General features: G+C 42.9%; 18 protein-coding genes and 1 pseudogene. 14 read left to right on the top strand and 5 right to left on the bottom strand.

Annotated features, from left to right (window positions below; all coding sequences use genetic code 11):
• Window positions 1–19 precede the first annotated feature (19 nt).
• From asnS to D8872_RS07905, 4 genes are all read left to right on the top strand, one after another.
• Complete coding sequence (asnS, locus tag D8872_RS07920) at window positions 20–1,366, top strand: asparagine--tRNA ligase (protein ID WP_125390544.1); 1,347 nt, start codon at window positions 20–22, stop codon at window positions 1,364–1,366.
• A 157-nt stretch (window positions 1,367–1,523) separates the two neighbouring features.
• The gene (locus D8872_RS07915; RefSeq protein ID WP_125390543.1) at window positions 1,524–2,711 is read left to right on the top strand and encodes an MFS transporter; all 1,188 of its coding nucleotides are present in this window, start codon (window positions 1,524–1,526) and stop codon (window positions 2,709–2,711) included.
• Between the two features lie 96 nt (window positions 2,712–2,807).
• Window positions 2,808–4,550, top strand: coding sequence for an ABC transporter ATP-binding protein (locus D8872_RS07910; RefSeq protein ID WP_125390542.1), 1,743 nt, complete (start codon window positions 2,808–2,810; stop codon window positions 4,548–4,550).
• On the top strand, window positions 4,540–6,276 hold the full coding sequence (locus D8872_RS07905; RefSeq protein ID WP_125390541.1) for an ABC transporter ATP-binding protein: 1,737 nt from the start codon (window positions 4,540–4,542) through the stop codon (window positions 6,274–6,276). The genes D8872_RS07910 and D8872_RS07905 overlap by 11 nt, the downstream gene beginning before the upstream one ends.
• Window positions 6,277–6,351: 75 nt before the next feature.
• Here the strand turns inward: D8872_RS07905 and D8872_RS07900 are convergent, their stop codons facing one another.
• The 3 genes from D8872_RS07900 to D8872_RS07890 all read right to left on the bottom strand — a co-directional run bounded on the left by D8872_RS07900 (window position 6,352) and on the right by D8872_RS07890 (window position 11,163).
• Complete coding sequence (locus D8872_RS07900) at window positions 6,352–7,878, bottom strand: ATP-binding cassette domain-containing protein (RefSeq protein ID WP_125390540.1); 1,527 nt, start codon at window positions 7,876–7,878, stop codon at window positions 6,352–6,354.
• Window positions 7,879–8,248: 370 nt separating this feature from the next.
• Entirely contained in the window at window positions 8,249–8,989 is a 741-nt protein-coding gene (locus tag D8872_RS07895; RefSeq protein ID WP_125390539.1) for an amino acid ABC transporter ATP-binding protein, read from the bottom strand.
• Window positions 8,989–11,163, bottom strand: coding sequence for an ABC transporter substrate-binding protein/permease (locus D8872_RS07890; protein WP_125390538.1), 2,175 nt, complete (start codon window positions 11,161–11,163; stop codon window positions 8,989–8,991). The genes D8872_RS07895 and D8872_RS07890 overlap by 1 nt, the downstream gene beginning before the upstream one ends.
• A gap of 164 nt (window positions 11,164–11,327) precedes the next feature.
• Here D8872_RS07890 and D8872_RS07885 point away from each other — a divergent pair, with 164 nt between their 5' ends.
• The 6 genes from D8872_RS07885 (at window position 11,328) to D8872_RS07860 (ending at window position 16,523) form a co-directional block, all read left to right on the top strand.
• The gene (locus D8872_RS07885; protein ID WP_125390537.1) at window positions 11,328–12,254 is read left to right on the top strand and encodes a CPBP family intramembrane glutamic endopeptidase; all 927 of its coding nucleotides are present in this window, start codon (window positions 11,328–11,330) and stop codon (window positions 12,252–12,254) included.
• A gap of 158 nt (window positions 12,255–12,412) precedes the next feature.
• Entirely contained in the window at window positions 12,413–14,401 is a 1,989-nt protein-coding gene (gene uvrB / locus D8872_RS07880) for an excinuclease ABC subunit UvrB (RefSeq protein ID WP_125390536.1), read from the top strand.
• 21 nt (window positions 14,402–14,422) lie between these two features.
• Window positions 14,423–14,920, top strand: a complete 498-nt coding sequence (locus tag D8872_RS07875; protein WP_125390535.1) for a GNAT family N-acetyltransferase — start codon at window positions 14,423–14,425, stop codon at window positions 14,918–14,920.
• Between the two features lie 35 nt (window positions 14,921–14,955).
• On the top strand, window positions 14,956–15,501 hold the full coding sequence (locus tag D8872_RS07870) for a DUF1697 domain-containing protein (RefSeq protein WP_125390534.1): 546 nt from the start codon (window positions 14,956–14,958) through the stop codon (window positions 15,499–15,501).
• Entirely contained in the window at window positions 15,494–15,976 is a 483-nt protein-coding gene (locus D8872_RS07865; protein WP_125390533.1) for a hypothetical protein, read from the top strand. Before D8872_RS07870 ends, D8872_RS07865 begins: the two co-directional genes overlap by 8 nt.
• Window positions 15,977–16,040: 64 nt before the next feature.
• Window positions 16,041–16,523 carry a hypothetical protein gene (locus tag D8872_RS07860; RefSeq protein WP_125390532.1) on the top strand — a complete coding sequence of 161 codons (483 nt, stop codon included), beginning with the start codon at window positions 16,041–16,043 and terminating at the stop codon, window positions 16,521–16,523.
• A 1,234-nt stretch (window positions 16,524–17,757) separates the two neighbouring features.
• Here the strand turns inward: D8872_RS07860 and D8872_RS07850 are convergent.
• Both D8872_RS07850 and D8872_RS07845 read right to left on the bottom strand, forming a co-directional pair.
• Entirely contained in the window at window positions 17,758–18,534 is a 777-nt protein-coding gene (locus tag D8872_RS07850; RefSeq protein WP_125390530.1) for an XRE family transcriptional regulator, read from the bottom strand.
• Window positions 18,535–18,624: 90 nt separating this feature from the next.
• Entirely contained in the window at window positions 18,625–19,467 is an 843-nt protein-coding gene (locus D8872_RS07845) for a DegV family protein (RefSeq protein ID WP_125390529.1), read from the bottom strand.
• A 126-nt stretch (window positions 19,468–19,593) separates the two neighbouring features.
• Here D8872_RS07845 and D8872_RS07840 point away from each other — a divergent pair, with 126 nt between their 5' ends.
• From D8872_RS07840 to D8872_RS07825, 4 genes and pseudogenes are all read left to right on the top strand, one after another.
• On the top strand, window positions 19,594–20,166 hold the full coding sequence (locus D8872_RS07840; protein ID WP_125390528.1) for a TetR/AcrR family transcriptional regulator: 573 nt from the start codon (window positions 19,594–19,596) through the stop codon (window positions 20,164–20,166).
• Between the two features lie 183 nt (window positions 20,167–20,349).
• On the top strand, window positions 20,350–20,691 hold the full coding sequence (locus tag D8872_RS07835) for a LytTR family DNA-binding domain-containing protein (protein WP_125390527.1): 342 nt from the start codon (window positions 20,350–20,352) through the stop codon (window positions 20,689–20,691).
• Window position 20,692: 1 nt separating this feature from the next.
• Window positions 20,693–21,424 (top strand): response regulator transcription factor, encoded by a 732-nt coding sequence (locus D8872_RS07830; RefSeq protein WP_061909334.1) that lies wholly within the window; start codon window positions 20,693–20,695, stop codon window positions 21,422–21,424.
• Window positions 21,425–21,455: 31 nt separating this feature from the next.
• Window positions 21,456–22,075, top strand: a pseudogene (locus D8872_RS07825) (sensor histidine kinase); the annotation flags it as partial.

Here is a 22,075-nt window from a genome sequence, read left to right as displayed (position 1 = left end):
AATAGAAAAGAGAAAAAACGTGTCGAAGAAAAATGTAACAATTATTGATGTGAAAAATCATGTTGGTGAAGAAGTAATGATTGGTGCTTGGGTGGCCAACAAGTCAGGAAAAGGGAAAATTGCTTTCTTGCAGCTGCGCGATGGTTCTGCCTTTTTCCAAGGTGTAGCCTTTAAACCTAACTTCATCGAGAAATTTGGCGAAGAAATAGGACTTGAGAAGTTTGATACTATCAAACGCTTGAGCCAAGAAACGTCTGTTTATGTGACAGGGATTGTCAAGGAAGACGAGCGTTCAAAATTTGGCTACGAGCTGGACATTACAGATATCGAAATCATCGGTGAGTCAAATGACTATCCAATCACGCCGAAAGAACACGGAACTGACTTCCTCATGGACAACCGTCACTTGTGGCTGCGCTCTCGCAAGCAAGTAGCCATGATGCAAATCCGTAATGCTATTATCTATGCTACCTATGAATTCTTTGACAAGAATGGCTTTATCAAGTTTGACAGTCCAATCTTGTCAGGAAATGCGGCAGAGGACTCAACTGAGCTCTTTGAAACCGACTACTTTGGAACTCCAGCTTACTTGAGTCAATCTGGTCAGCTCTACCTTGAAGCGGGGGCTATGGCTTTAGGACGTGTTTATGACTTTGGTCCTGTATTCCGTGCTGAAAAATCAAAAACTCGCCGTCACTTGACAGAGTTTTGGATGATGGATGCGGAGTATAATTTTGTTACTCACGATGAGTCACTCGACTTGCAGGAAGCTTATGTCAAAGCCTTGATCCAAGGCGTTCTCGACCGTGCTCCTCAAGCTTTGGAAACATTGGAACGTGATGTAGAACTCTTGAAACGCTATATTGCAGAGCCTTTCAAGCGCGTTACCTATGATGAAGCAATTGATCTTTTGCAAGCGCATGAAAATGATGAGGATGCTGACTATGAGCATCTGGAACATGGTGATGACTTCGGTTCACCGCATGAAACATGGATTTCAAACCACTTTGGTGTACCAACCTTTGTCGTGAACTACCCAGCAGCTATCAAAGCTTTCTACATGAAGCCAGTTCCTGGAAATCCAGACCGCGTCCTCTGTGCAGACTTGCTTGCTCCAGAAGGCTACGGTGAAATCATTGGTGGCTCTATGCGTGAAGAAGACTACGATGCCCTTGTTGCTAAGATGAATGAGCTTGGTATGGATACGACAGAATATGAATTCTACCTGGATCTTCGTAAGTATGGATCTGTTCCACACGGTGGATTTGGTATCGGTATCGAGCGTATGGTAACCTTTGTAGCAGGTACCAAGCATATCCGTGAAGCCATTCCATTCCCACGTATGCTGCACCGTATTAAACCTTAAAATCAATAAAAACGCCCGTGTGGCGTTTTTTCAACATTGAACAATGACATAATCCAAATATAGAATTTTAGAGAAAGAAGAGGTAGGAGTCATGTAAACAGCGGATTAACAAGTGATAAAGGATAAAAATGAAAAAACACTTGTTAAAGGAGAAAATATGTTTAAAAGAAGTTATCGGAAAAATATCGGTCTTATGGCCGGAGTTGAATTTTTTGCCTTTCTAGGCATTACTAGTTTTTGGATTTTATTTCTAAGTCAAAACGGCATGTCCCTTTGGCAGATTGGGCTTTTGGAAAGTATTTTTCATGCGACTAGCGTCATTTGTGAGATTCCTTCTGGGATGTTGGCGGATCGCTTTTCCTATAAAACTAATCTGTATCTGAGCCGGATAGCTGGGATTGTGTCTTCGATTCTTATGTTGGCCGGGCAGGGGAACTTTTGGGTCTATGCACTGGCTATGATGATCAGTGCTTGGTCCTATAATTTTGATTCGGGTACAAGCGCAGCAATGGTTTATGATTCTTCTGTAGAGGCGGGACTAAAGGAACGTTACCTATCCATCTCCAGCTTCATGTCTGGAGTGGCCGAGGCGACCCGATCTTTGGGAACGGTCTGGGCTGGATTTTTTGTCCATGGACAATTGCATCTGACCTACTATATCATGATTGGTACCTCTATCATCGTTCTTTTCTTGACCTGGATGCTGAAGGAGCCAAGTATCAAAGCAGAGAAAGCGGAACGTCTGACTATGAAAAAGATTATCTGGGCTGTCAAAGAGGAGTTGCAGAGAAATCCCAGCCTTTTTATCTGGATGATTCTGTCCCAAATCATCGGAACACTGATGTGTATGTTTTATTTTTATTATCAAAATCAATTGCCTGACTTAAAAGATTGGCAGATTTCGGTAGTCATGCTAATTGGCAGTGCTTTGAATATCTTAGCGGTCTATCTGGCGAGTATGATTGGAAAGAAGTATTCAGCCTTGAAACTCTTTCCTTCAGTAGTTCTTCTAACTGGAGCAAGCTACCTGCTGTCCTATTTTGGAACACCAGTCATCTACATTTTGATTTATCTAATCAGTAACGCCTTGTATGCACTCTTCCAGCCGATTTTTGACAATGATTTACAAAAGCAGCTGCCAAGTGAAGTGCGGGCGACCATGCTTAGTGTCTATTCTATGATGTTCAGCCTGAGTATGATTGTCATTTTCCCTCTGACTGGCTGGTTGATTGATAATCTTGGCTTCGACTGGACTTTTATAGCTTTGGGTGGCTTCTTATTAGCCGTAACGCCACTTTTGCATATAGGTTTAAAGAAAATAAGCCAGAGCTTACAAGAAGTCTAATATCAATGTTCTCTTTCTGCTAGTCAGAAGGAGAATATTTTTTAGCCTTTGAAAATTATGGTAAAATAAATACAGTTTAATGGAGAAGTAGGCAGTATGAAAGATTTATTGAAATATTTCAAGGGCTATATCAAGGAGTCTTTGCTGGGGCCCTTGTTCAAGCTTTTGGAAGCTAGTTTTGAACTCTTGGTTCCGATTTTGATTGCGGGGATTGTAGATGAGACCATTCCTAGACACGACAGTTCGCATCTCTACTGGATGGTTTTTCTTTTGATGGGTTTGGCTGCGCTGGGCGTTGTGGTAGCAGTGGTAGCCCAGTATTATTCGTCAAAGGCGGCAGTGGGTTTCACCCGTCAGATGACAAGCGACCTCTATCAAAAGATTCTGCGCTTGCCCAAGGCTAGTCGGGATGAGCTGACGACCTCAAGCTTGGTGACTCGGCTGACGAGCGACACCTATCAGATTCAGACGGGAATCAATCAATTTCTTCGTCTCTTTCTGCGGGCGCCTATCATTGTTTTTGGCTCCATCATTATGGCCTTTACTATCAGTCCGGTCATTACCCTGTGGTTCTTGCTCATGGTGGCTATTTTGACGGCTATTATTGTCCTCATGTCTCGTCTCATGAATCCCCTCTATGCCAAAATTCGCCAGCTGACAGACCAATTGGTCAATTTGACGCGTGAGCAGCTGCAGGGCATGCGGGTTATACGAGCTTTCGGTCAGACCCAGCGCGAGGTTCAGAGTTTTCGCAATCGCAACGAGCTCTATAAAACTTGGCAAATCAGGACGGGAGCTCTGGCTAGTCTGATTAGTCCACTGACCTTTCTCACGGTCAATGCTACCCTGATTGCTGTGATTTGGCAGGGAAATGCTTTTATCGGCAAGAGCTTGCTGACCCAGGGGATGCTAGTGGCATTGGTCAATTATTTATTGCAAATTTTGGTGGAATTACTCAAGCTGGCTATGCTGGTCAACTCGCTCAATCAAAGCTATATCAGTGCAGGCCGTATCAGTCAGGTCTTCGAGCAAGCAGAAGAAGATGTCCTGCAGGAATTAGTGCAGGAAACAGCCCTGGCAGATCAAGCCATTAAAGCCCAGCAGGTCAGTTTTTCTTATCCAAATGCAGCTAGTCCAGCCTTGACTGGTCTGACTTTTGATTTGAAAAGAGGTCAGACTTTGGGGGTTATTGGCGGGACAGGCTCAGGTAAGTCTACCCTAGTTCAGCTGCTGTCTCATCTCTATCCAGTTGCTGCTGGTCAGTTGACCATCTTTTCCCAAGGACGCAGTCCCAAAAATCTGAGCGAATGGAGGTCCTGGATCAGTCTGGTGCCTCAAAAGGCGGAGCTTTTCCAAGGAACTGTTCGCTCCAATCTGACCTTGGGTATGTCAAGCAAGCCAACAGATGCAGACTTGTGGCAGGCTTTAGAGATTGCTCAGGCGGCGGACTTTGTCTCTCAAAAGGAAGGTGGCTTGGATGCGATTGTAGAGGCCTTTGGCCGGAATTTTTCTGGCGGCCAGCGTCAGCGTTTAACCATTGCCAGAGCTGTCTTGCGGAGGGCGCCTTTCTTGATTTTAGATGATGCGACCTCAGCTCTGGACTATCTGACAGAGGCCAGACTCTTGCAGGCTATTAAGAATGAATTGACAGAGACCAGTCTGGTCTTGATCTCTCAGCGGACCAATAGCCTGCGCTCAGCGGATCAAATTTTAGTCCTAGACAAGGGAGAACAGGTGGCTCTTGGTCGCCACGAGGAACTCTTAGTCAGCTCTGCCATTTACCGAGAAATTCATCACTCACAGCATAGTCAAGGAGAGGAGGGCAAGCATGAAGCATAAGACATCATCTAGCAGCTTGAGGCGTTTGACTCGAGATTTGCTGCAGGCGCGCTGGCTCTTTCTCCTAGCTAGTCTGGGAACGGTGGCTCAAGTGGCTCTGACTGTTCTTCTTCCAGTTTTAATCGGAAATGCGGTTGATAGTGTTCTTCTCCCTCAAGCAGAGCAGCATTTGATGCCGATTTTGGGCCAGATGCTGCTGGTCATCTTAGCCAATACGCTGATTCAGTGGCTCAATCCCTTGCTCTATAATCAGCTGGTTTATCGCTATTGCCAGCAACTCCGACAAGGTGTCATCAAAAAAGTTCACTATCTGCCTTTGGCTTATCTGGACCGGCAGGGAACCGGAGACTTGGTTAGTCGAGTGACGACGGACTTGGAGCAGCTCAGCAATGGCCTGCTTATGGTTTTCAATCAATTTTTTGTGGGTTTGCTGACAATCTTAGTGACCATCATTAGCATGGCCAGATTGGACTTTTTCCTTCTGCTTTTGGTTCTGCTTTTGACGCCCCTTTCTCTTTTTTTAGCTCGCTTTATTGCTAGAAAAAGTTTTAGCTTTTTCCAACGGCAGACGCAGTCTAGAGGGGCACAGACCCAGCTGATTGAGGAAAGTCTGACTCAGGAAAGTCTGATACAGGCTTTTAATGCTCAAGAGCAGTTTGACCAAGCGTTCGCTCGCAGTAATCAGACTTATGCAGACTATTCTCAGGCGGCTATTTTCTATTCTTCGACGGTTAATCCTTCGACTCGTTTTATCAATGCCCTGATCTATGCTTTGATTGTGGGTTTTGGGGCTGTCCGAATCATTCAGGGAACAGGCTTTACGGTTGGGCAGCTAGTGACCTTTCTTAACTATGTCAACCAGTACACCAAGCCTTTCAATGATATATCGTCAGTCATGTCGGAATTGCAGAGCGCTTTAGCTTGTGCGGAGCGGATTTACAGCGTTTTGGACCAAGAAGAAATAGCAGAACCTGGTCAGGAAATCCTCCAGTCTGAAGATGTTAAAGGACAGATTAACTTTGAGCACGTAGCTTTTGGCTATGAGCCTGGCAAAGAGCTGATTCAGGATTTGAATATAAGGATTCCAGCAGCTAGCAAGGTCGCCATTGTCGGGCCGACTGGTGCTGGCAAGTCAACCCTGATCAATCTCCTCATGCGCTTTTACAATGTTGATAGTGGTCTTATTTCTTTAGATGGTATTCCCATCACGCATTACACCAGATCCTCTTATCGTCAGCAGTTTGGTATGGTACTGCAAGAGACTTGGCTCAAGACGGCGACCATTCACGACAACATAGCTTTTGGCCGGCCAGATGCTAGCCGAGAAGAGGTCATTGCAGCTGCCAAGGCGGCCAATGCGCATTTCTTTATCCAGCAGCTGCCTCAGGGGTACGACACCTATCTGGCGGATGCTGGGGACTCCCTTTCTCAAGGTCAGCGGCAGCTCTTGACCATTGCGCGCGTCTTCCTGGCTGTTCCTAAAGTCCTAATCTTGGATGAGGCGACTTCCTCCATCGATACTCGGACAGAAGTCTTGATTCAGGAGGCTTTCAGTAAGCTCATGGTGGGACGGACTAGCTTTATCATCGCCCATCGCCTGTCCACAATTCAAAATGCTGACATCATCCTCGTCATGGTAGATGGTGATATCGTCGAACATGGGAATCATCAGGAGCTCATGGCAGCCAGAGGTGTTTATTACCAAATGCAGACAGCGCAGGAGTAGAAGGGGAGCTTTATTAAAGCTCACAGATTGATACTAAACAAAACTAAAAGAGTTGGAATTTCCAACTCTTTTTGCTTATAGTTCAACTTCCTCCAACCCAGCCTCCGTCAGTCGGTAAATCTTCTGGCAGACTTCTTTGAGAAAGATGCGGTCGTGGGAGACAGCTATGATGGCGCCAGGATAGGTCGCCAAAAGCTGGCGAACCTGAGGCTGAGAGGTGGGAGAGAAGTTGCGGGTTGGTTCGTCCAGAAGGAGGACATTGGGACGGTCTAGGACTAGTTTGAGCAGGAGGAGCTTGGCTTTTTGACCGCCGGAAAGCTGGCCAATCGGGTGGCGAGCCTCGTCGCGCGTGAACTGGAGACTGGCTAGATGGGTCAGGATTTTCTCTTCAAGGGACTTGTCGCCAGAGGGAGCCAGAAAGTCCAAAGGACTGATCTCATCAGTCAGCAAGTCTCCATAATGTTGGGGCATGTAGCCTACTCGCATGTCTGTCCGCTCACGCAGAATCTTCCATATTCCCTTAAGTAGAGTAGATTTCCCTGCCCCGTTAGCACCAATCAGTCCGATTTTTTCCTGACCGCAGACCTCCAGAGTCAGGTTTTCCGCTAACTGTCGTCCGTCTGTTTCCAGTTTCATTCCTTCTAATTTTAGGATTCTTTTGGTCAATGGCAGAGCTTCTATGTCTGAGAAGTGAAGGCTGATGGCGTCTTCCTGTGTCGGGATTTCGGTCATTTCAGCACCTGCCTTTTCAAATCGTTTGCCCTGCGAGAGGACGTTTTTCATCTTCTTGGCTAGTAGTCGGCCTTGGACATCATTTTTGGTATTTCTCAAGGCATTCTCAACATTTTGCTTAACCTGTCGGTGTTTTTCCATGGTCTTAGCATGTTCTTCCCGCTCTTTCCGTGCTAGTTGTCCCTGTTTTTCAAAAGCCTCCTGACGCTGATGGCGGTAATTTTCATAGTTCAGACTCTTGACGCTGGTTCTGGCCTCCTGTTTCTTTTTGATTCGCTCCAGATGAACAATCTTGGTCGCAGCTTGAGCGAGAAAGTGCTCGTCGTGAGAGACGAAAAGGACCGTTCTCTGGCTGTGGCTGATAAAGTTTTCCAGCCATGTCAGAGTTTCGAGATCAAGGTCATTAGAGGGCTCGTCAAGAAAGAGCATGTCCCAATCGCTGGCTAGTTTCTTGATGAGCTGAACTTTAAGCTTTTCTCCTCCAGATAGGCTAGAGAGCTGCTGCTGACTGGCAAAACGCTGGCTGTCAAAGTTGAGCTCCCCAGCATAGCGATAGAGCTTGGCATAGTCCAGCTCGGTCTCAAAATCAGCAAAGAAATAGTCATTGAGCGTCAGTTGGGCATCCCCTGAAGGTAGTTGCTGGGGTAGGTAGACAGCAGCAGTATAGGACTTATCAATCTGTCCGCTGTAGCTGACATAGGAGCTGACAAGTCGCTCGTCTAACAGAAGCTTGAGCAGGGTGGATTTGCCATTGCCCTCCTCACCGATAATAGCGACCTTGTCTCCTTGGTTTATGGTCAGTGATAAATCTTTGACTAATTCCTTCAAGTCTTTTAAGTGGGTGATGGTTAGATTTCTTATTTGCAGCATAGATGTCTCCTTTATTTTTTAAAACAAAATACAGCCCTGCTTTATTTAGCAGAGCTGTTGAGATTGCACAAAGAAGACACAGGGGTGTCCAAATAGGGTCATTCGTTTGTAGGCTTCCAGATGGAACTGCCATAGGAGCGACAGGATTGATCTAAAGATAAGCAAATAGAAGCTTGAAAGCACAAAAAAACGAAAGTCCCGCGGATATGCAGAAACATGACAAAATCTACTAAATAAAGTTTCCTTTAAAAAATAGACTTAATTTTTCATGTCTCCGTGTACCTCCGAAATCATTCTACCTTTAGTCTAGCAAAAAGGGCAACATAAGTCAATAAAAATCCTGAAAGATTTCTTTCAGGATTCGTCATGTTTATACATTGAGCACCTTGTCCAAGAAGTCCTTGAGACGTGGATGCTGAGGGTTATCGAAGATTTGGTCTGGTTTGCCGTCTTCTAGGAATTCACCGTCAGCAGTGAAGATGACGCGATTAGCAACCTGACGGGCAAAGCCCATTTCATGAGTCACGATTAGCATGGTCATACCCTGCTGAGCTAGATCCTTCATAACGTTGAGAACGTCACCAACCATTTCAGGGTCAAGGGCAGAAGTCGGTTCGTCAAAGAGCATGATATCTGGGTTCATAGCCAATCCTCGAGCGATGGCCACCCGCTGTTTTTGACCTCCTGACAGGCTATCTGGCTTGGCATCGGCCTTGTCTGCCAGCCCAACCTTTTCCAAGAGCTCCATACCAAGCTTGTCTGCATCAGCTTGGCTCATTCGCTTATGCTCAACAGGAGCGAAGGTGATATTTTGCAGGACAGTCATGTGTGGGAAGAGGTTGAAGTGCTGGAAGACCATTCCGATATCTTCACGAACATGGTCCACATTGGTAGCCTTGTCTGTCAAATCATAACCGTTGACAGTAATAGTTCCGCTAGTCACTTCTTCAAGTAGGTTCAGGCTGCGTAGGAAAGTTGATTTACCTGATCCAGAAGGACCAATGATACAAACAACATCTCCCTCATAAAACTTAGCACTAATCCCTTTTAGGACTTCATTTTCCCCATAGCATTTATGTAAATCATTAACATCAATTTTTAATTTAGCCATTAGTGAATCCTCTTTTCTAAGCGTTTAGCCAATCTTGTTAAGAGTGTGATGATGACCAAGTAAAGCACTGCTAGGATAGCATACATCTTGAAGCTCTGATAGTTACGGGCAATGATGATTTTACCTGTTTGGAAGAGCTCAACAAGTCCGATAGCTGATACGATAGTTGTATCCTTTAGAGCGATGACGAACTGGTTGACAAAGTTTGGTAGCATGATCTTGGTTGCTTGAGGCAGGATAATCTTGCGCATGGTCTTTCCATACGAGATCCCCAGACTTCGGCTAGCTTCCATCTGTCCGACCGGAACGGCTTGAATCCCTCCGCGAACAATTTCAGCGATATAAGCACCAGCATTGAGTGACAGAGCAATTGTTCCTGCAACGAAGTCGTTGATTGGACTTTGGTGACCAGTCACAGATTCAATGAGGTTTGGAATTCCCCAGAAGATGAAGGCAGCCAGAATCATGAGTGGAATACCACGAATAACGTCGACAAAAATTTCTGAAATGATGCGAAGCGCTTTGATAGGGCTGACGCTGAACATTCCAAAGATAATCCCGATCACCATGGCAATCGCAAAGGAGATCAGTGCTAAAGCAATGGTAATTCCAAGTCCGCTTAACAGTTGTTTGTAGTTGTTTTGGAGAAGTCCCCAGATAGTTGTTTCATCAACGGTTGTGGAATTAGCCTTCTCAGCTGAGAGATATTTATCAAGGATTTCTTGATATTTACCATTGGCTTTCAGATTAGCCAAACCATTATTGAACATCTCGATGAGTTCAGGGTTGGTGCCTGCTTTTACTGCAAAAGCAACTTCACCACTAGGGGTTCCTTCGATTGGCGTTTTCATTTTCTTGCCTTGATTGATTGCATATTTGACAACAGGCTCATCGTCCATAATAGCAGCGACAGAGCCAGAGTTCAGACTATCATACATAGAAGAACCGTCTGAAAATGTTTTGATTTTGTAGCCGTATTTGCTTTGATTTTCGACGAGGAAGGTTTGAGAGGCCGTACCGTTTTTGACTCCGACGGTCTTTCCTTTCAAGTCTTCATAGGAGCTAATAGTGCTTGACTCTGTCACCGCAAGGATAGAGTTAGCAGTGTAGTATGGTTCAGAGAAATTAAAGGTTTCTTTGCGGGCCTCTGTCACAGACATCCCAGCAATCATCCCGTCAGCTTGACCAGATTGAACGGCATTGATAGCAGCGTCAAAGCCAGGGTTAGAGATTTCCAGTGTAAAACCTTGGTCTTCGGCAATGGCTTTGATCAAGTCCATGTCAATACCAGTATATTGGTTGCTATCATTTTGGAAAACGAAAGGAGCAAAGGATGAGTCACTGGCAATCGTATATTTAGCTTTGACTGGAGTGGCTTTTTGTCCAGACTTGGTTGTCGTCTCTGGTACGGCTGAGTTGGTTGAAGTGCCAGAAGCGGCAGTCCACTTGGTGATGATGTCCTTCAAGGTGCCATCTTTTTTCATCTGAGCCAAGGCTTCGTTAAACTCAGTGACTAGGTATTCGTATTTGCTGCCTTTTTTGACACCAAATGCGAAGCTACCAACGGCCTCACCTTTCATTGAGATTTTCAAATCTTGTCCTTGGCTGATTGCGTACTCGATAACAGGTTGGTCATCCATAGCTGCATCAACGGCTCCAGCTGTTAGGCTGTTATACATAAGGTCGCCTGTATCAAACGTTTTGATAGTAAAGCCGTATTTGTCCTTGATCTTTTCAAGGAAACGTTGTGCGGCTGTACCGTTTTTAACTCCGACAGTCTTTCCTTTAAGTTGATCGTAAGATTTTACTGTATTAGCCTTGGTCGTTGCGATGACAACTTTTGTGTCATAATATGTATCAGACATGGTAAAGACTTTTTCGCGTTCAGCAGTCTTGGTCATACCTGCCATAATGGCATCGGCCTGTCCTGCTTGAACGGCATTGACAGCAGCGTCAAAGCCAGGGAAGGACATTTCATATGCCCAGCCTTTGATTTCAGCTACTTTATTGATAATATCTACATCAATCCCTTTATAGGTTTGATCGGAATCTTTAAATTCAAATGGGGCATAAGCCGTGTCAGATACGATTTTGATGGTATCTGCGTGAGTTGTTGTCCCTAGTGNAAGTATAGGGAATAACGCTAGCAGAAAAGCTATGATTTTTTTCTTCATATTTTCTCTCCTTTAGTTGAATATTTTTTGATTATATCAGAAAAATTTAAGAAAGGCAAATATTTTCTGTTTNTCATGTCACATCTTCTGACATAAAAGTGCGAATTGACTTTCATTTTATCAGTATGAAATATGTTATAATAAAATGATGAAAGGAGATTTCTATGTTTAAATCACGCATGTTAGATAATGTGAAGCTATCGCGCTACATTCCTCCTATTTGGTTAGCAGTTCTGATCTCCATTGGCTTTATCCACGTAGGAGAAATCTTTGCAGGGATCATCATTGGAACTGTGCTTGCCATGCTAAATCCGATAGATGACAGGGCTACACTTATGGAAGTGTTCGGGCATTATTATATCTTTTTTCAGCTGGGTAGTTTTTTCTTTATGGCCTTACTTGTTTTTCTGTGGGTCAAGTTTCGAGAAAAGAGAGCTTTCTCCGGCCTGGGTTTCTTTAAGGAAGGATGGCTGAAAGAACTGGGCAGAGGCTTCCTGATTGGAGCCGTTCAGTTTTCACTGGTTGTTGTCTTGCTCTTGGTAACGGGGACAGGCAGTCTGAAATTTGGTCAGGTGAATTTGCAGTCTTTGATTTTTGTCCTAGCTATCATTCCTTTCTGGATTCTCCAAGGTGGGACAGAAGAACTAGTGACGCGTGGTTGGCTCTTTCCAGCCGTTAGCGCTAAGTCAAATATCTTCATTGGTATCTTAATTTCTAGTGCTCTATTCGGGGCACTGCACCTCTTTAACCCTGGTGTGACCGTTCTTTCTATTGTCAATATCATACTAGACGGTATCTTTGCTTGTTTCCTTATGCTCAAGTATGACAATATGTGGGTGCTGGCTGGCATGCACGGTGCTTGGAATTTTGTGCAAGGAAATATCTATGGTATTCAGGTCAGTGGCCAAGGAGCATCTACCTCAATCTTGAACTATAGCTCGCAATCTTCTGTGGATTTGCTGTCCGGCGGAGCCTTTGGAGCTGAAGGATCTATTTTTGCCAGTATAGTCCTGATTGGCTGCATTGCCTATCTCTACTGGTCACTTAAAAAAGAAAATCGCCTGCCTCAGGCGCTGATCTTTAAGAAATAATGAGATCGCTCAGCTTAGCTGGGCGATTTTTGATGCTAATGAATGATAAGAATGCAAGACCAGCTATTCTTAGAGATTAGCTACTAAACCAGAGCCAAACCCAGAGAAAATGTATCAAATATGGTAAAATGATAGAAGCACAAGTTGAGGAATAAAAGATGATAAACAGAATAACAGATAATAAATTTGAATTGGTTTCCAAGTACGAGCCTTCAGGTGACCAGCCCCAAGCTATCGAGCAGTTGGTGGACAATATCGAAGGTGGCGAGAAAGCCCAGATTCTCATGGGAGCGACCGGTACTGGTAAGACCTATACCATGAGTCAGGTTATCGCTCAGGTCAACAAGTCGACTCTGGTTATCGCCCATAATAAAACGCTGGCCGGTCAGCTTTATGGTGAGTTCAAGGAATTTTTCCCCAATAACGCGGTGGAATACTTCGTTTCCTACTATGATTACTACCAGCCTGAGGCCTATGTGCCTTCCAGCGATACTTATATTGAAAAGGATAGCTCGGTCAATGACGAGATTGATAAGCTCCGTCACTCAGCGACATCAGCTCTCTTGGAGCGCAACGATGTGATTGTCGTGGCTTCGGTCTCTTGTATCTATGGTCTGGGTTCGCCTAAGGAATACTCTGATAGCGTGGTTAGTCTGCGTCCAGGCCTTGAAATTTCCCGTGACAAGTTGCTTAATGATCTGGTAGATATCCAGTTTGAGCGCAATGACATTGATTTTCAGCGGGGGAAATTCCGTGTTCGAGGCGATGTGGTAGAGATTTTCCCAGCTTCTCGGGATGAGCATGCCTTTCGGGTGGAGTTTTTCGGAGACGAGATTGACCGGATTCGTGAGGTTGAAGCCTTGACAGGTCGAGTCTTGGGTGAGGTCGACCATTTGGCCATCTTCCCAGCCACTCACTTTGTGACCAATGAAGACCATATGGAAGTGGCGATTGCCAAGATTCAGGCGGAGCTGGAGGAGCAGCTTGCTATCTTTGAGAAGGAAGGCAAGCTCTTGGAAGCCCAGCGCTTGAAGCAGCGCACGGAGTACGATATCGAAATGCTGCGTGAAATGGGCTATACGAATGGAGTTGAGAACTATTCTCGCCACATGGATGGTCGGAGCGAAGGAGAGCCGCCTTATACCCTTCTGGACTTTTTCCCTGATGATTTTTTGATTATGATTGACGAGAGTCACATGACCATGGGACAGATTCGGGGTATGTACAATGGTGACCGCTCTCGTAAGGAGATGCTGGTTAATTATGGTTTCCGCTTGCCATCTGCTTTGGACAACCGCCCGCTGCGCCGAGAAGAATTTGAAAGCCATGTTCACCAGATTGTCTATGTATCGGCTACGCCGGGTGACTATGAGAAAGAGCAGACGGATACGGTTATTGAACAAATTATCCGACCGACAGGGCTTCTGGATCCAGAAGTGGAAGTCCGTCCAACCATGGGGCAGATTGATGATCTTTTGGGTGAAATCAATGCCCGTGTTGAAAAGAATGAGCGGACCTTTATCACAACCCTGACCAAGAAGATGGCGGAAGACTTGACGGACTATTTCAAGGAAATGGGTGTCAAGGTCAAGTACATGCACTCAGACATCAAGACTTTGGAACGGACTGAGATTATCCGTGATTTGCGCTTGGGTGTCTTTGACGTTTTGGTCGGGATTAATCTATTACGCGAGGGAATCGACGTGCCTGAGGTTAGTCTGGTGGCAATCCTTGATGCAGATAAGGAAGGTTTCCTCCGCAACGAACGTGGTCTTATCCAGACTATTGGACGGGCAGCCCGCAACAGTGAGGGGCATGTGATTATGTATGCCGACACTATGACCCAGTCCATGCAGCGAGCTATCGATGAAACTGCCCGCCGTCGGGCAATCCAGATGGCTTATAATGAAAAACACGGCATTGTACCGCAGACTATCAAGAAAGAAATCCGCGATCTAATCAGTGTGACCAAGGCTGCCCTGCCAGACAAGGAAGAAACAGTCGAAATCGAAAGCCTCAACAAGCAGGAGCGCAAGGATATGATCAAGAAACTAGAAGGTCAAATGCAAGAAGCTGCCGGACTCCTCGACTTCGAACTGGCTGCACAGATTCGCGATATGATTCTGGAAATAAAAGCGATGGATTGAGGGATATCAAGGAGAAAAATAATGGTCATCACTATCAAAACAATGGAAACAGCTGAGGAGATAGAAGGGAAATCCAGAGTTCATTGGCAGACATGGCGAGAAGCTTATGATGAGATTTTGCCTGCGGAATTTCAAGAGCAAATGACCTTGGATAAGTGCCGATTTTATAGTCAAAAGTATCCTGAAAATACCTTGATCGCCTTGGATGATGCTAAAGTGGTCGGTTTTGTTAGCTACGGTGATTTTCGAGATCCAGCTACGATAGCGGGTGAAATTATCGCTTTGTATGTCTTAAAAGATTATTATAGCAAGGGTGTAGGACATCAGCTCATGCAGGCTGCATTTGCTGCCTTGGATAGTTATCCAGAGATTTTATTATGGGTGTTAGAGGATAACAAACGTGCCATCGCTTTCTATGGAAAAATGGGTTTTGTTTTTGACGGCGAGGAAAAGGTCATTGACTTAGGAAAAGCCGTGAAAGAAAAACGGATGATTTACATGAGAAACTCGAGCAGTTAGTCTGAAAATAATAGGTATATTTTTAAGGAGCACACATGCGTTATGCACTTTTACTCCGCGGCATCAATGTTGGCGGAAAAAACAAGGTCGTTATGGCTGATTTGAAGAAAGATTTGGCTGGGTTGGGTTTTGAAAATCCTGTTTCCTACATCAATAGCGGCAATCTTTTCTTTGATAGCGAGGAGCGGGAGGAGAGGATTCGGGAGATCTTGTCGGCTTATTTCAGTCGGTCTTACGATTTTCCGCTGCCTTTTGTCCTTGTCAGCTCTGCTATGCTTGAAAAAGAAATAGCAAATCTGCCTACTTGGTGGCAAGATGAGACAGCCTTTCGGCGCGATGTTCTCTTTTATTTGCCAGAGACAGATAGGGAGAGCGTTCAAGAGCTGGCAGGCAGCTGGGCGAATGACAAGGAGCAACTACATTTTGGGCAGACGGCTTTCTTTTATAGCAATGCTGACCAAGCGGACTATCTCAAATCTAATTACCATAAGAAACTGCTCAAGTCTAGTTTTTATAAGCAACTGACTATCCGAAACGGTAAGACTTTCCAGAAGATTGTGGAGTTGATTGGAAATGAGTGAGCTACATTTGGAAGATACAAGGGAAGAAAAAGCGAAGCGCTGGAAGTTTTCTAGAATTATTTGGCTAGTGCTCTATCTCTTGTTATTTATCTTTGTCTTGCTACATTTTAGCTTGAGTCCCTTTGGCCTGGCCTTTACTCCGCTCCTGTGGAACACATGGCTTTTTCTTCTATCAGTGGTCGTGTTTTGTCACCTATGGTTTCTCTTTTTGAAAAAGAGAGAGTTTCGCTGGTTCCATCTCATCTGGGGGATCCTGAGTGTACCTCTTGCATTGTTTATATGGTTTGCAATTTTCTTTCATTTCTCTATAGTCAAATCAGAAAATTCTGTCCCAATCAATATGGACTACGGGATAGAGGGGAGAGAAGTTATTTTACGAAAAGGCTATTTATTAGGTGAATATGATGAATACCATGATTTAGTCAATCCTTATATCATGAAAACCAAGGTCAATCGTGTTCGCTATATTGATTGATGCAGGTCTTGTCAATGGACTCTGGCTTCAAAGCCCGTTCAAACAAGCTAGTAGAGGGAGGTATATGGATGTGAATAAAAATAGGAATGAGTGGATGTGGCTAGATAAAGTGAATACATGGCTCAAGCGCCATGGTTTTCTAGCTTGGTTATTGGATTTCTCCGTCCTTATGCTTTTTGTAATGATTACGGGCATCCTAGTTTTTCAAATCCCCTTCCTCCCTACATATTCAAAGAGTAATTATGTTTTTCCCTTGTTTATAAATATTCTTGTTTTACTGTACTATGCCTATGGTTCTATTCTCCGTGAAAATAGTGCAAAGAGGCTTACTTCTTTAAAAGACTTAGTCAATCCCCTTTTTTATATAAATCCTATAGCTCTTTTGTTTCATTACTTTGGGGTGAAGAGCCGCCGTCATAGAACTATTTTGTTACCATTGCTTACTTTGGATCATCGCTATGTCTGGTTTCCAATTGCCACTTATATTATTTTCTTTCTGATAGCAACAGTCATCACGATTGCAAGCAAAGGGAGTAAGAAAAAATAGAAAAGAGAGTGGGACAGAAATCGGTAATTCGTTAGAATTCGATTTCGTCGTCCCACCTCCGCACAGTTGAGTAGGGCTGTAAAAGCTGATGAAATCAGCGTAGTAGAGCCCACTCAACCACTGCGTCTTGCTCGATAATCCAAAGACAATTGAGAGGCTAGGACTTTTGTCCCAGCCTCTTTTGTGCTTGTTCTGATATATTATAGAATTTTTAATACCTACCAAAACAGTCCCATGTGGCTTATGATGAAAAGCGTTCAAAATCTCATTAGAAAGAATCATATTGAACAACTTGATTTTATAACATTTGACTTAAAATTAAAGATAAAAACAGTGTAATTTTGAATGATGTGGATACTATAAAAGATCAATATGCCCTTGTCAAAGCTATGATTTTTTCTACTTGGTCTAGTCGACAAACATGCGAAAATGACAGTTAATGATGAAAAAATGACAATTCAGGATTTTGATGAAAAAATTTAAAAATCAATGGTATACTAAACTTGTCAAAGTTTCAACAAGACAAAAGTAAAAAACAAAGGGGGTATCTGTCCTAAATATAGGATAATGCTAGAATTTGAGGTTTTGTATGCTGAAATGTTTGTAACTGTTAATGGTGTGCATTCTTCTCTAGGAGGAGGCTATAATAATCCAATTAGCAATGGGAGGTGTTAGCAATGTTTTTTACTAAAAATCGCAAGAAGAGAGATGAATACTACCAACAGATTGACAGGATCTATAATAACGATAGTATCATCATTAGCTCAAAGTTACGGGAAGAGATCCTAACTAGTGCCAAAGGGCTACAGAAAGGGGACCAAATTAGTTATTTGGCATTTAAATTGTATCCTTTTGTGTGTGACGAGGTGCTCAAGAATAAGTCCGATGAATTAATCTCATTTAAAAAATATCTTGAAAAAACAAGATGGAAATATTATTGGGGAAGTGTGCTTGGAATGGCATTCGTTAGGACATAAGTTACAACTTACACTTTTGAAAATATCAAGATGAATACGTAAATCATCTTCCGATATGGTATGATGATCAAAAACTCATAGAATCTCCAAGTAGGGCTGTTAGTCTAGCGACTTACAGTTCACACTAGTTGAGGCTCTGTGAGTTTTTTCTTGCATGATATTTTACAATCTAACAGTAGAAAAAGAGAAGAGCAAATTGCTCTTCTCTAGATTATGACTTTTCACTACCTAACTCAGTTAATAATGATCTAATATTACTAAAGTGGCTTTTGTGCTTGTTCTGATAAATCTAAGGGCATAAAGGCGGCCATGACACGGCCGATGACCTTGGGTTCTTCTTGATGCGGGATAAATTTGTCGCTGTATTTTTTATTGAGAGAGATGAGGCGGATGCCAGTTGGATCGTTGAAAACTCTTTTCAAAATGGTTTGCCCGTCGTAATCAATGGCATAGATAGCGCCGGCAAATTCAAAATGCGTGTTCTTGACAAGTGCTACAGATCCCTGCGGATACTTGGGTTCCAATGAATCTGTCCGAATCCAGAGGGCAATATCATAGTCAAGCTCTTTGTCTAACCAGACGATGTCAGCTTGTTCGGGCTTGTTCAAGAAAGTCTGGTAGCTCTCATAGACCTTGTAAGGAAAATAATCATCCTTTAATCTTTCCTCAGTCGTTTGATTTTCCAGCTCTTTTTTAGCAAAGTCTGTTACAGCCTGTCTGTGGGTCTGGTCTAGGGCTTGGAAAATATCTGCGAACTCTAGCGAAAATGATGTGGGGCTATGAACAGATAGATAGCGAGGATCCAATTCTTGGACATCCATATCAAAGAAGTCTGCAATTTTTTGCATATTTTCGAGGACAGGTAGGGAGTTTCCTTTGATATAGCCAGTAAGAGTGCTGGCTGGGATTCCTGTTCCTCGGGAAAGTTCAATTTGTTTGATTTGCTTTTCCTTCAATAAAGTTTTGATTTTTTTAGAAATGAGTCGCATTGCCTCCTTATCTTGGGGGCTGGCGACACCGCGTCCTCTTGCCATGACTTTCACTCCTTTTCTTTCTTCTATTTTAACGAATTAAATCGAAAAAGTAAAGAGCTGAATACGGATGTTCAGCTCAAAAGGAGAGGATTAAATTTCGTAGCCCATTAAGAGGCCACCTTCTTCTGCATAAAAGCTGCAAAGTCCAGAAGTTGGTAGGAATGAAATATCGGCAGCTGGGAATTTTTCCTTGATAACTTCTGTAAATTGCTGGCAAAATTTCTCGTTATTGCGGTGAGCAATGATAATGCGGCCACCCTTATATCCAGCTTTCAGAACTTCATTGACAGCAGCAGTCAGAGCTTTTTTAGCGCCTCTAGCCTTTTGAAGAAGTTCCAGAGTACCGGTATCGCTGGCTTCGCCGACCATGCGAATATTGAGGAGGCCGACAACTGCACCGATTAGCTTACTGAGACGCCCATTTTTGACCAGATTATCTACCTTAGCCAGCACAAAGAGAAGCTTTGTGTTTTTTTGGTAGTGGGTGATGGCTTCCACGACTTGCTCAAAAGAAAGCCCTTCTTTGATGAGGTCGTTCAATTTTTTGACAATCAGATCGACCTCGCCACCAGCCGAAAGGCTATCAATGACATGGATATTTGCTGTTGGATGTTCTTCTAAGAAGAGCTTTTTGGCTAGCTGAGCGCTATTGTGGCTACCAGAAAGGGAGCCTGTAATCGTCACGACAAAAATATTTTCAGCTCCTTCAAAGCTTCTGAGATAGTCATCAGGGCTTGGACAGGCTGATTTTGAAGCGGTTGAAGTAGCGTACATTTTTTCCATCATGTCATCAATATTGAGATGAGCATTATCAACAAAAATCTCATGATCAATCTGAATGGTTAACGGCACACTCTCAAACTTTGTCTGGTTAGCCAAATCAGTTATCTCACGGTAGTCACAGCCAGAATCGGCAACAATTTTCCAAGTCATTTAGTTTCTCCTGCTCTATCAGTTCTCTACATTGACAAAAAACATGTCTTTTCTTACAATTATAACATGAAGATGCTTTGATATAAAGCCTTAATTCTCAGCTGATACAGGAAGAAAGAAATTGTTATGGCGGAAAAGAAAATATCAGAAAAATCCCTCGCAAATTTAAAAACTTATAATCAAGAATCTAATCGAATTACAAAGGAATCCTTGGAAATTTCTCTGATGCAACTGCTAGAGAAGAAGGATTTGAAAAAGATTACCATCTCTGAGTTAGTCGAGCGAGCTGGAGTTTCGCGCGCAGCCTTTTATCGTAACTATAGCTCTAAAGAAGAAATTCTAGAGGGAATTTTCAAAAATACGGTTCAGGGAATTGTTGACAAGCTGGAGCAGTTTAATTTCAAGACAGAAATGTACCAGATTTGGCTTTTTCTTTTTAAGGAAGCCAAAAAGGAAGCGCGTGTCATTGGTCTGGCTATTGACTATAATTTTGAAAAGTTGCTGACACAGGCGGTCTTTGATTTCCTTGAAAAGCGCAGCAAAGGTGGGAAGAAGACAGCCAATTCCTATATGAATTCATTCTGGAGTTCTGCGGTTGTTTCGGTGCTTTCAAAATGGATCAAAGAAGGCATGAAGGTGCCAGCTGAAAAGATTGCTGCGTTGGGCATGCCTCTTTTCCCACAGAAAAAGAAAAAATAAGAGTTCGTATAACTGTTTGGCACCAATACATCAGACTGAAATAATAGATCGTAAAAACTTACCTAACAAGTAAGTTTTTACTTAGTGCTTCTGAGACCATTTAAGACTTCTCAGCTACCATTTAGGATTTGGGAGTCATTTGCGATGCGACCTGTGCTATGCTAGAGCAAAGGAGGTAGACAAATGGCTACTATCATAATCAAAGACGGCAGTACTCTTCGAAAGCTGGATCTTTCAACAATTTACTATGTCCAGTCCCATCCTCAAAAGACGCACACTGTTCTTATCGTCACTGGACAAGGCAACTACAGCCTTAGGGCTTCTCTGACTAAGCTGGCTAAGCTCTATCCTGATGAGTTGGTTCACTGTAATCGTCAAACACTGGTCAATTTAGGAAAGGTCCAAGGATTTGATAGGGAGCGTAAAAGCTTGTTCTTTGAGCAGTCTGACTTAGGAGATATTGTCTGCTCAAGGCGTCATTTATCCAGTCTCATCAAGCGCTGGTCTCAGGAAGGAAGAAAATAAGATGAAAATTTTTGTATTAGAAGACGATCTTAAGCAACAAGTCTATATGGAGTCAACTATTCAGGGGATTTTGGAAAAGAACGGCTGGGAATGCCAGTTTTTAGAAATCTACGGCAAGCCGGACATGCTAATTGATGCAGTAAGGGAACGGGGGAGCCATCAGATTTTCTTTTTGGATATTGAGATTAAGCAAGAGACGCAGAAGGGACTCGAGGTGGCAGGAAAGATTCGCAAGTTGGACCCCTATGCTCTGATTGTCTTTGTGACGACTCACTCAGAATTTATGCCCTTGACTTTTCGCTATCAGGTATCAGCTTTTGACTTTATTGACAAAGGTTTGCCTGAGGAGGATTTTATCAAGCAGATTGAGCAGGACTTGGCCTATCTTTACGAGAGAAAGGACAGTTTTCAAGCTGAGGAAACTTTTCTCTTTGAAAATTCCAAATCAGATTTTCAGGTGCCTTTTAATGAAATCTATTATTTTGAGACATCAGAAGTGCCTCATAGACTAGTTCTCTATACCAAGAAAGAGCGCATCGAATTTTACGGACAGCTTTCTGAGATTACAAAGCAGGACAAGCGTCTCTATCGGTGTCATCGCTCTTATGTGGTCAATCCAGCGAATATCTCTCAGCTGGATAAGATAGAAAACATAGCCTATTTTCCTAATGGCGCTAGTTGCTATGTATCACGCCTCAAGATGAAAGGATTACGGACAGCTTTAAGGCAGTAGGGAAGTAATATGATAGAAGTAGGAGGAGTTTATGTTCATAGGATTGAAAATTGTAGCATTAATATTTCAGGTTTTAGTTTTATTTATTCTTTTTTCAAATATCAGTGGCGAAAAAATGAATTGGAAAAAGTATCTATTAGCAACTCTAGGATTGAATTTTATAGGGATTTCGTTTGAGATCATAGACTTAGTGATTGAGAATAAATTTTTTTCATATGTTAATTTCTTAACGCTTCCTATATATTTTTCAATTTTTTCCTTATTGATAAACAAAAATATACCAAAGGTTCTTTCTATATTCTATGGTCTTTTTCCAGTTATCTTTTGGAATGTTCTATATCGTCTATTCTCTTTCTTTTTAAGAAATATAATACATCCCCATGTTCAAGTTCAGATAGATCCTAATAAATATACTATATATATTTCAGCAATTCTAGCTAGTTTATTATCATTATTCTTACCTAGACTATTGTATTATGATTTTAAACGATTAAGAGAGTATAAGTTAAGAAAAAAAGATATAAAATTAATTATTTTTCTAAATATTTCCATGATTCTTTATTATATATTTGTCAAATATTTTACTTATATCGAAATGTATCAGCAGTCACCTAACTTATATTATCGTGAAATAATCGTAGTTGTTTATAT

Source organism: Streptococcus cristatus, assembly GCF_003943815.1.
Classification (GTDB): Bacteria; Bacillota; Bacilli; order Lactobacillales; family Streptococcaceae; genus Streptococcus; species Streptococcus cristatus_F.
Note: the sequence above shows the minus strand (reverse complement) of the source record. Positions and strands in the feature narration are given on the sequence as shown.

Excerpts from the sequence above, each read along its gene's own strand:
- D8872_RS07915 (WP_125390543.1), top strand. The coding sequence starts at position 1,524 with ATGTTTAAAAGAAGTTATCGGAAAAATATCGGTCTTATGGCCGGAGTT.
- D8872_RS07910 (WP_125390542.1), top strand. The coding sequence starts at position 2,808 with ATGAAAGATTTATTGAAATATTTCAAGGGCTATATCAAGGAGTCTTTG.
- D8872_RS07905 (WP_125390541.1), top strand. The coding sequence starts at position 4,540 with ATGAAGCATAAGACATCATCTAGCAGCTTGAGGCGTTTGACTCGAGAT.
- D8872_RS07900 (WP_125390540.1), bottom strand. The coding sequence starts at position 7,878 with ATGCTGCAAATAAGAAATCTAACCATCACCCACTTAAAAGACTTGAAG.
- D8872_RS07895 (WP_125390539.1), bottom strand. The coding sequence starts at position 8,989 with ATGGCTAAATTAAAAATTGATGTTAATGATTTACATAAATGCTATGGG.
- D8872_RS07885 (WP_125390537.1), top strand. The coding sequence starts at position 11,328 with ATGTTTAAATCACGCATGTTAGATAATGTGAAGCTATCGCGCTACATT.
- uvrB (WP_125390536.1), top strand. The coding sequence starts at position 12,413 with ATGATAAACAGAATAACAGATAATAAATTTGAATTGGTTTCCAAGTAC.
- D8872_RS07875 (WP_125390535.1), top strand. The coding sequence starts at position 14,423 with ATGGTCATCACTATCAAAACAATGGAAACAGCTGAGGAGATAGAAGGG.
- D8872_RS07870 (WP_125390534.1), top strand. The coding sequence starts at position 14,956 with ATGCGTTATGCACTTTTACTCCGCGGCATCAATGTTGGCGGAAAAAAC.
- D8872_RS07865 (WP_125390533.1), top strand. The coding sequence starts at position 15,494 with ATGAGTGAGCTACATTTGGAAGATACAAGGGAAGAAAAAGCGAAGCGC.
- D8872_RS07860 (WP_125390532.1), top strand. The coding sequence starts at position 16,041 with ATGGATGTGAATAAAAATAGGAATGAGTGGATGTGGCTAGATAAAGTG.
- D8872_RS07850 (WP_125390530.1), bottom strand. The coding sequence starts at position 18,534 with ATGGCAAGAGGACGCGGTGTCGCCAGCCCCCAAGATAAGGAGGCAATG.
- D8872_RS07845 (WP_125390529.1), bottom strand. The coding sequence starts at position 19,467 with ATGACTTGGAAAATTGTTGCCGATTCTGGCTGTGACTACCGTGAGATA.
- D8872_RS07840 (WP_125390528.1), top strand. The coding sequence starts at position 19,594 with ATGGCGGAAAAGAAAATATCAGAAAAATCCCTCGCAAATTTAAAAACT.
- D8872_RS07835 (WP_125390527.1), top strand. The coding sequence starts at position 20,350 with ATGGCTACTATCATAATCAAAGACGGCAGTACTCTTCGAAAGCTGGAT.
- D8872_RS07830 (WP_061909334.1), top strand. The coding sequence starts at position 20,693 with ATGAAAATTTTTGTATTAGAAGACGATCTTAAGCAACAAGTCTATATG.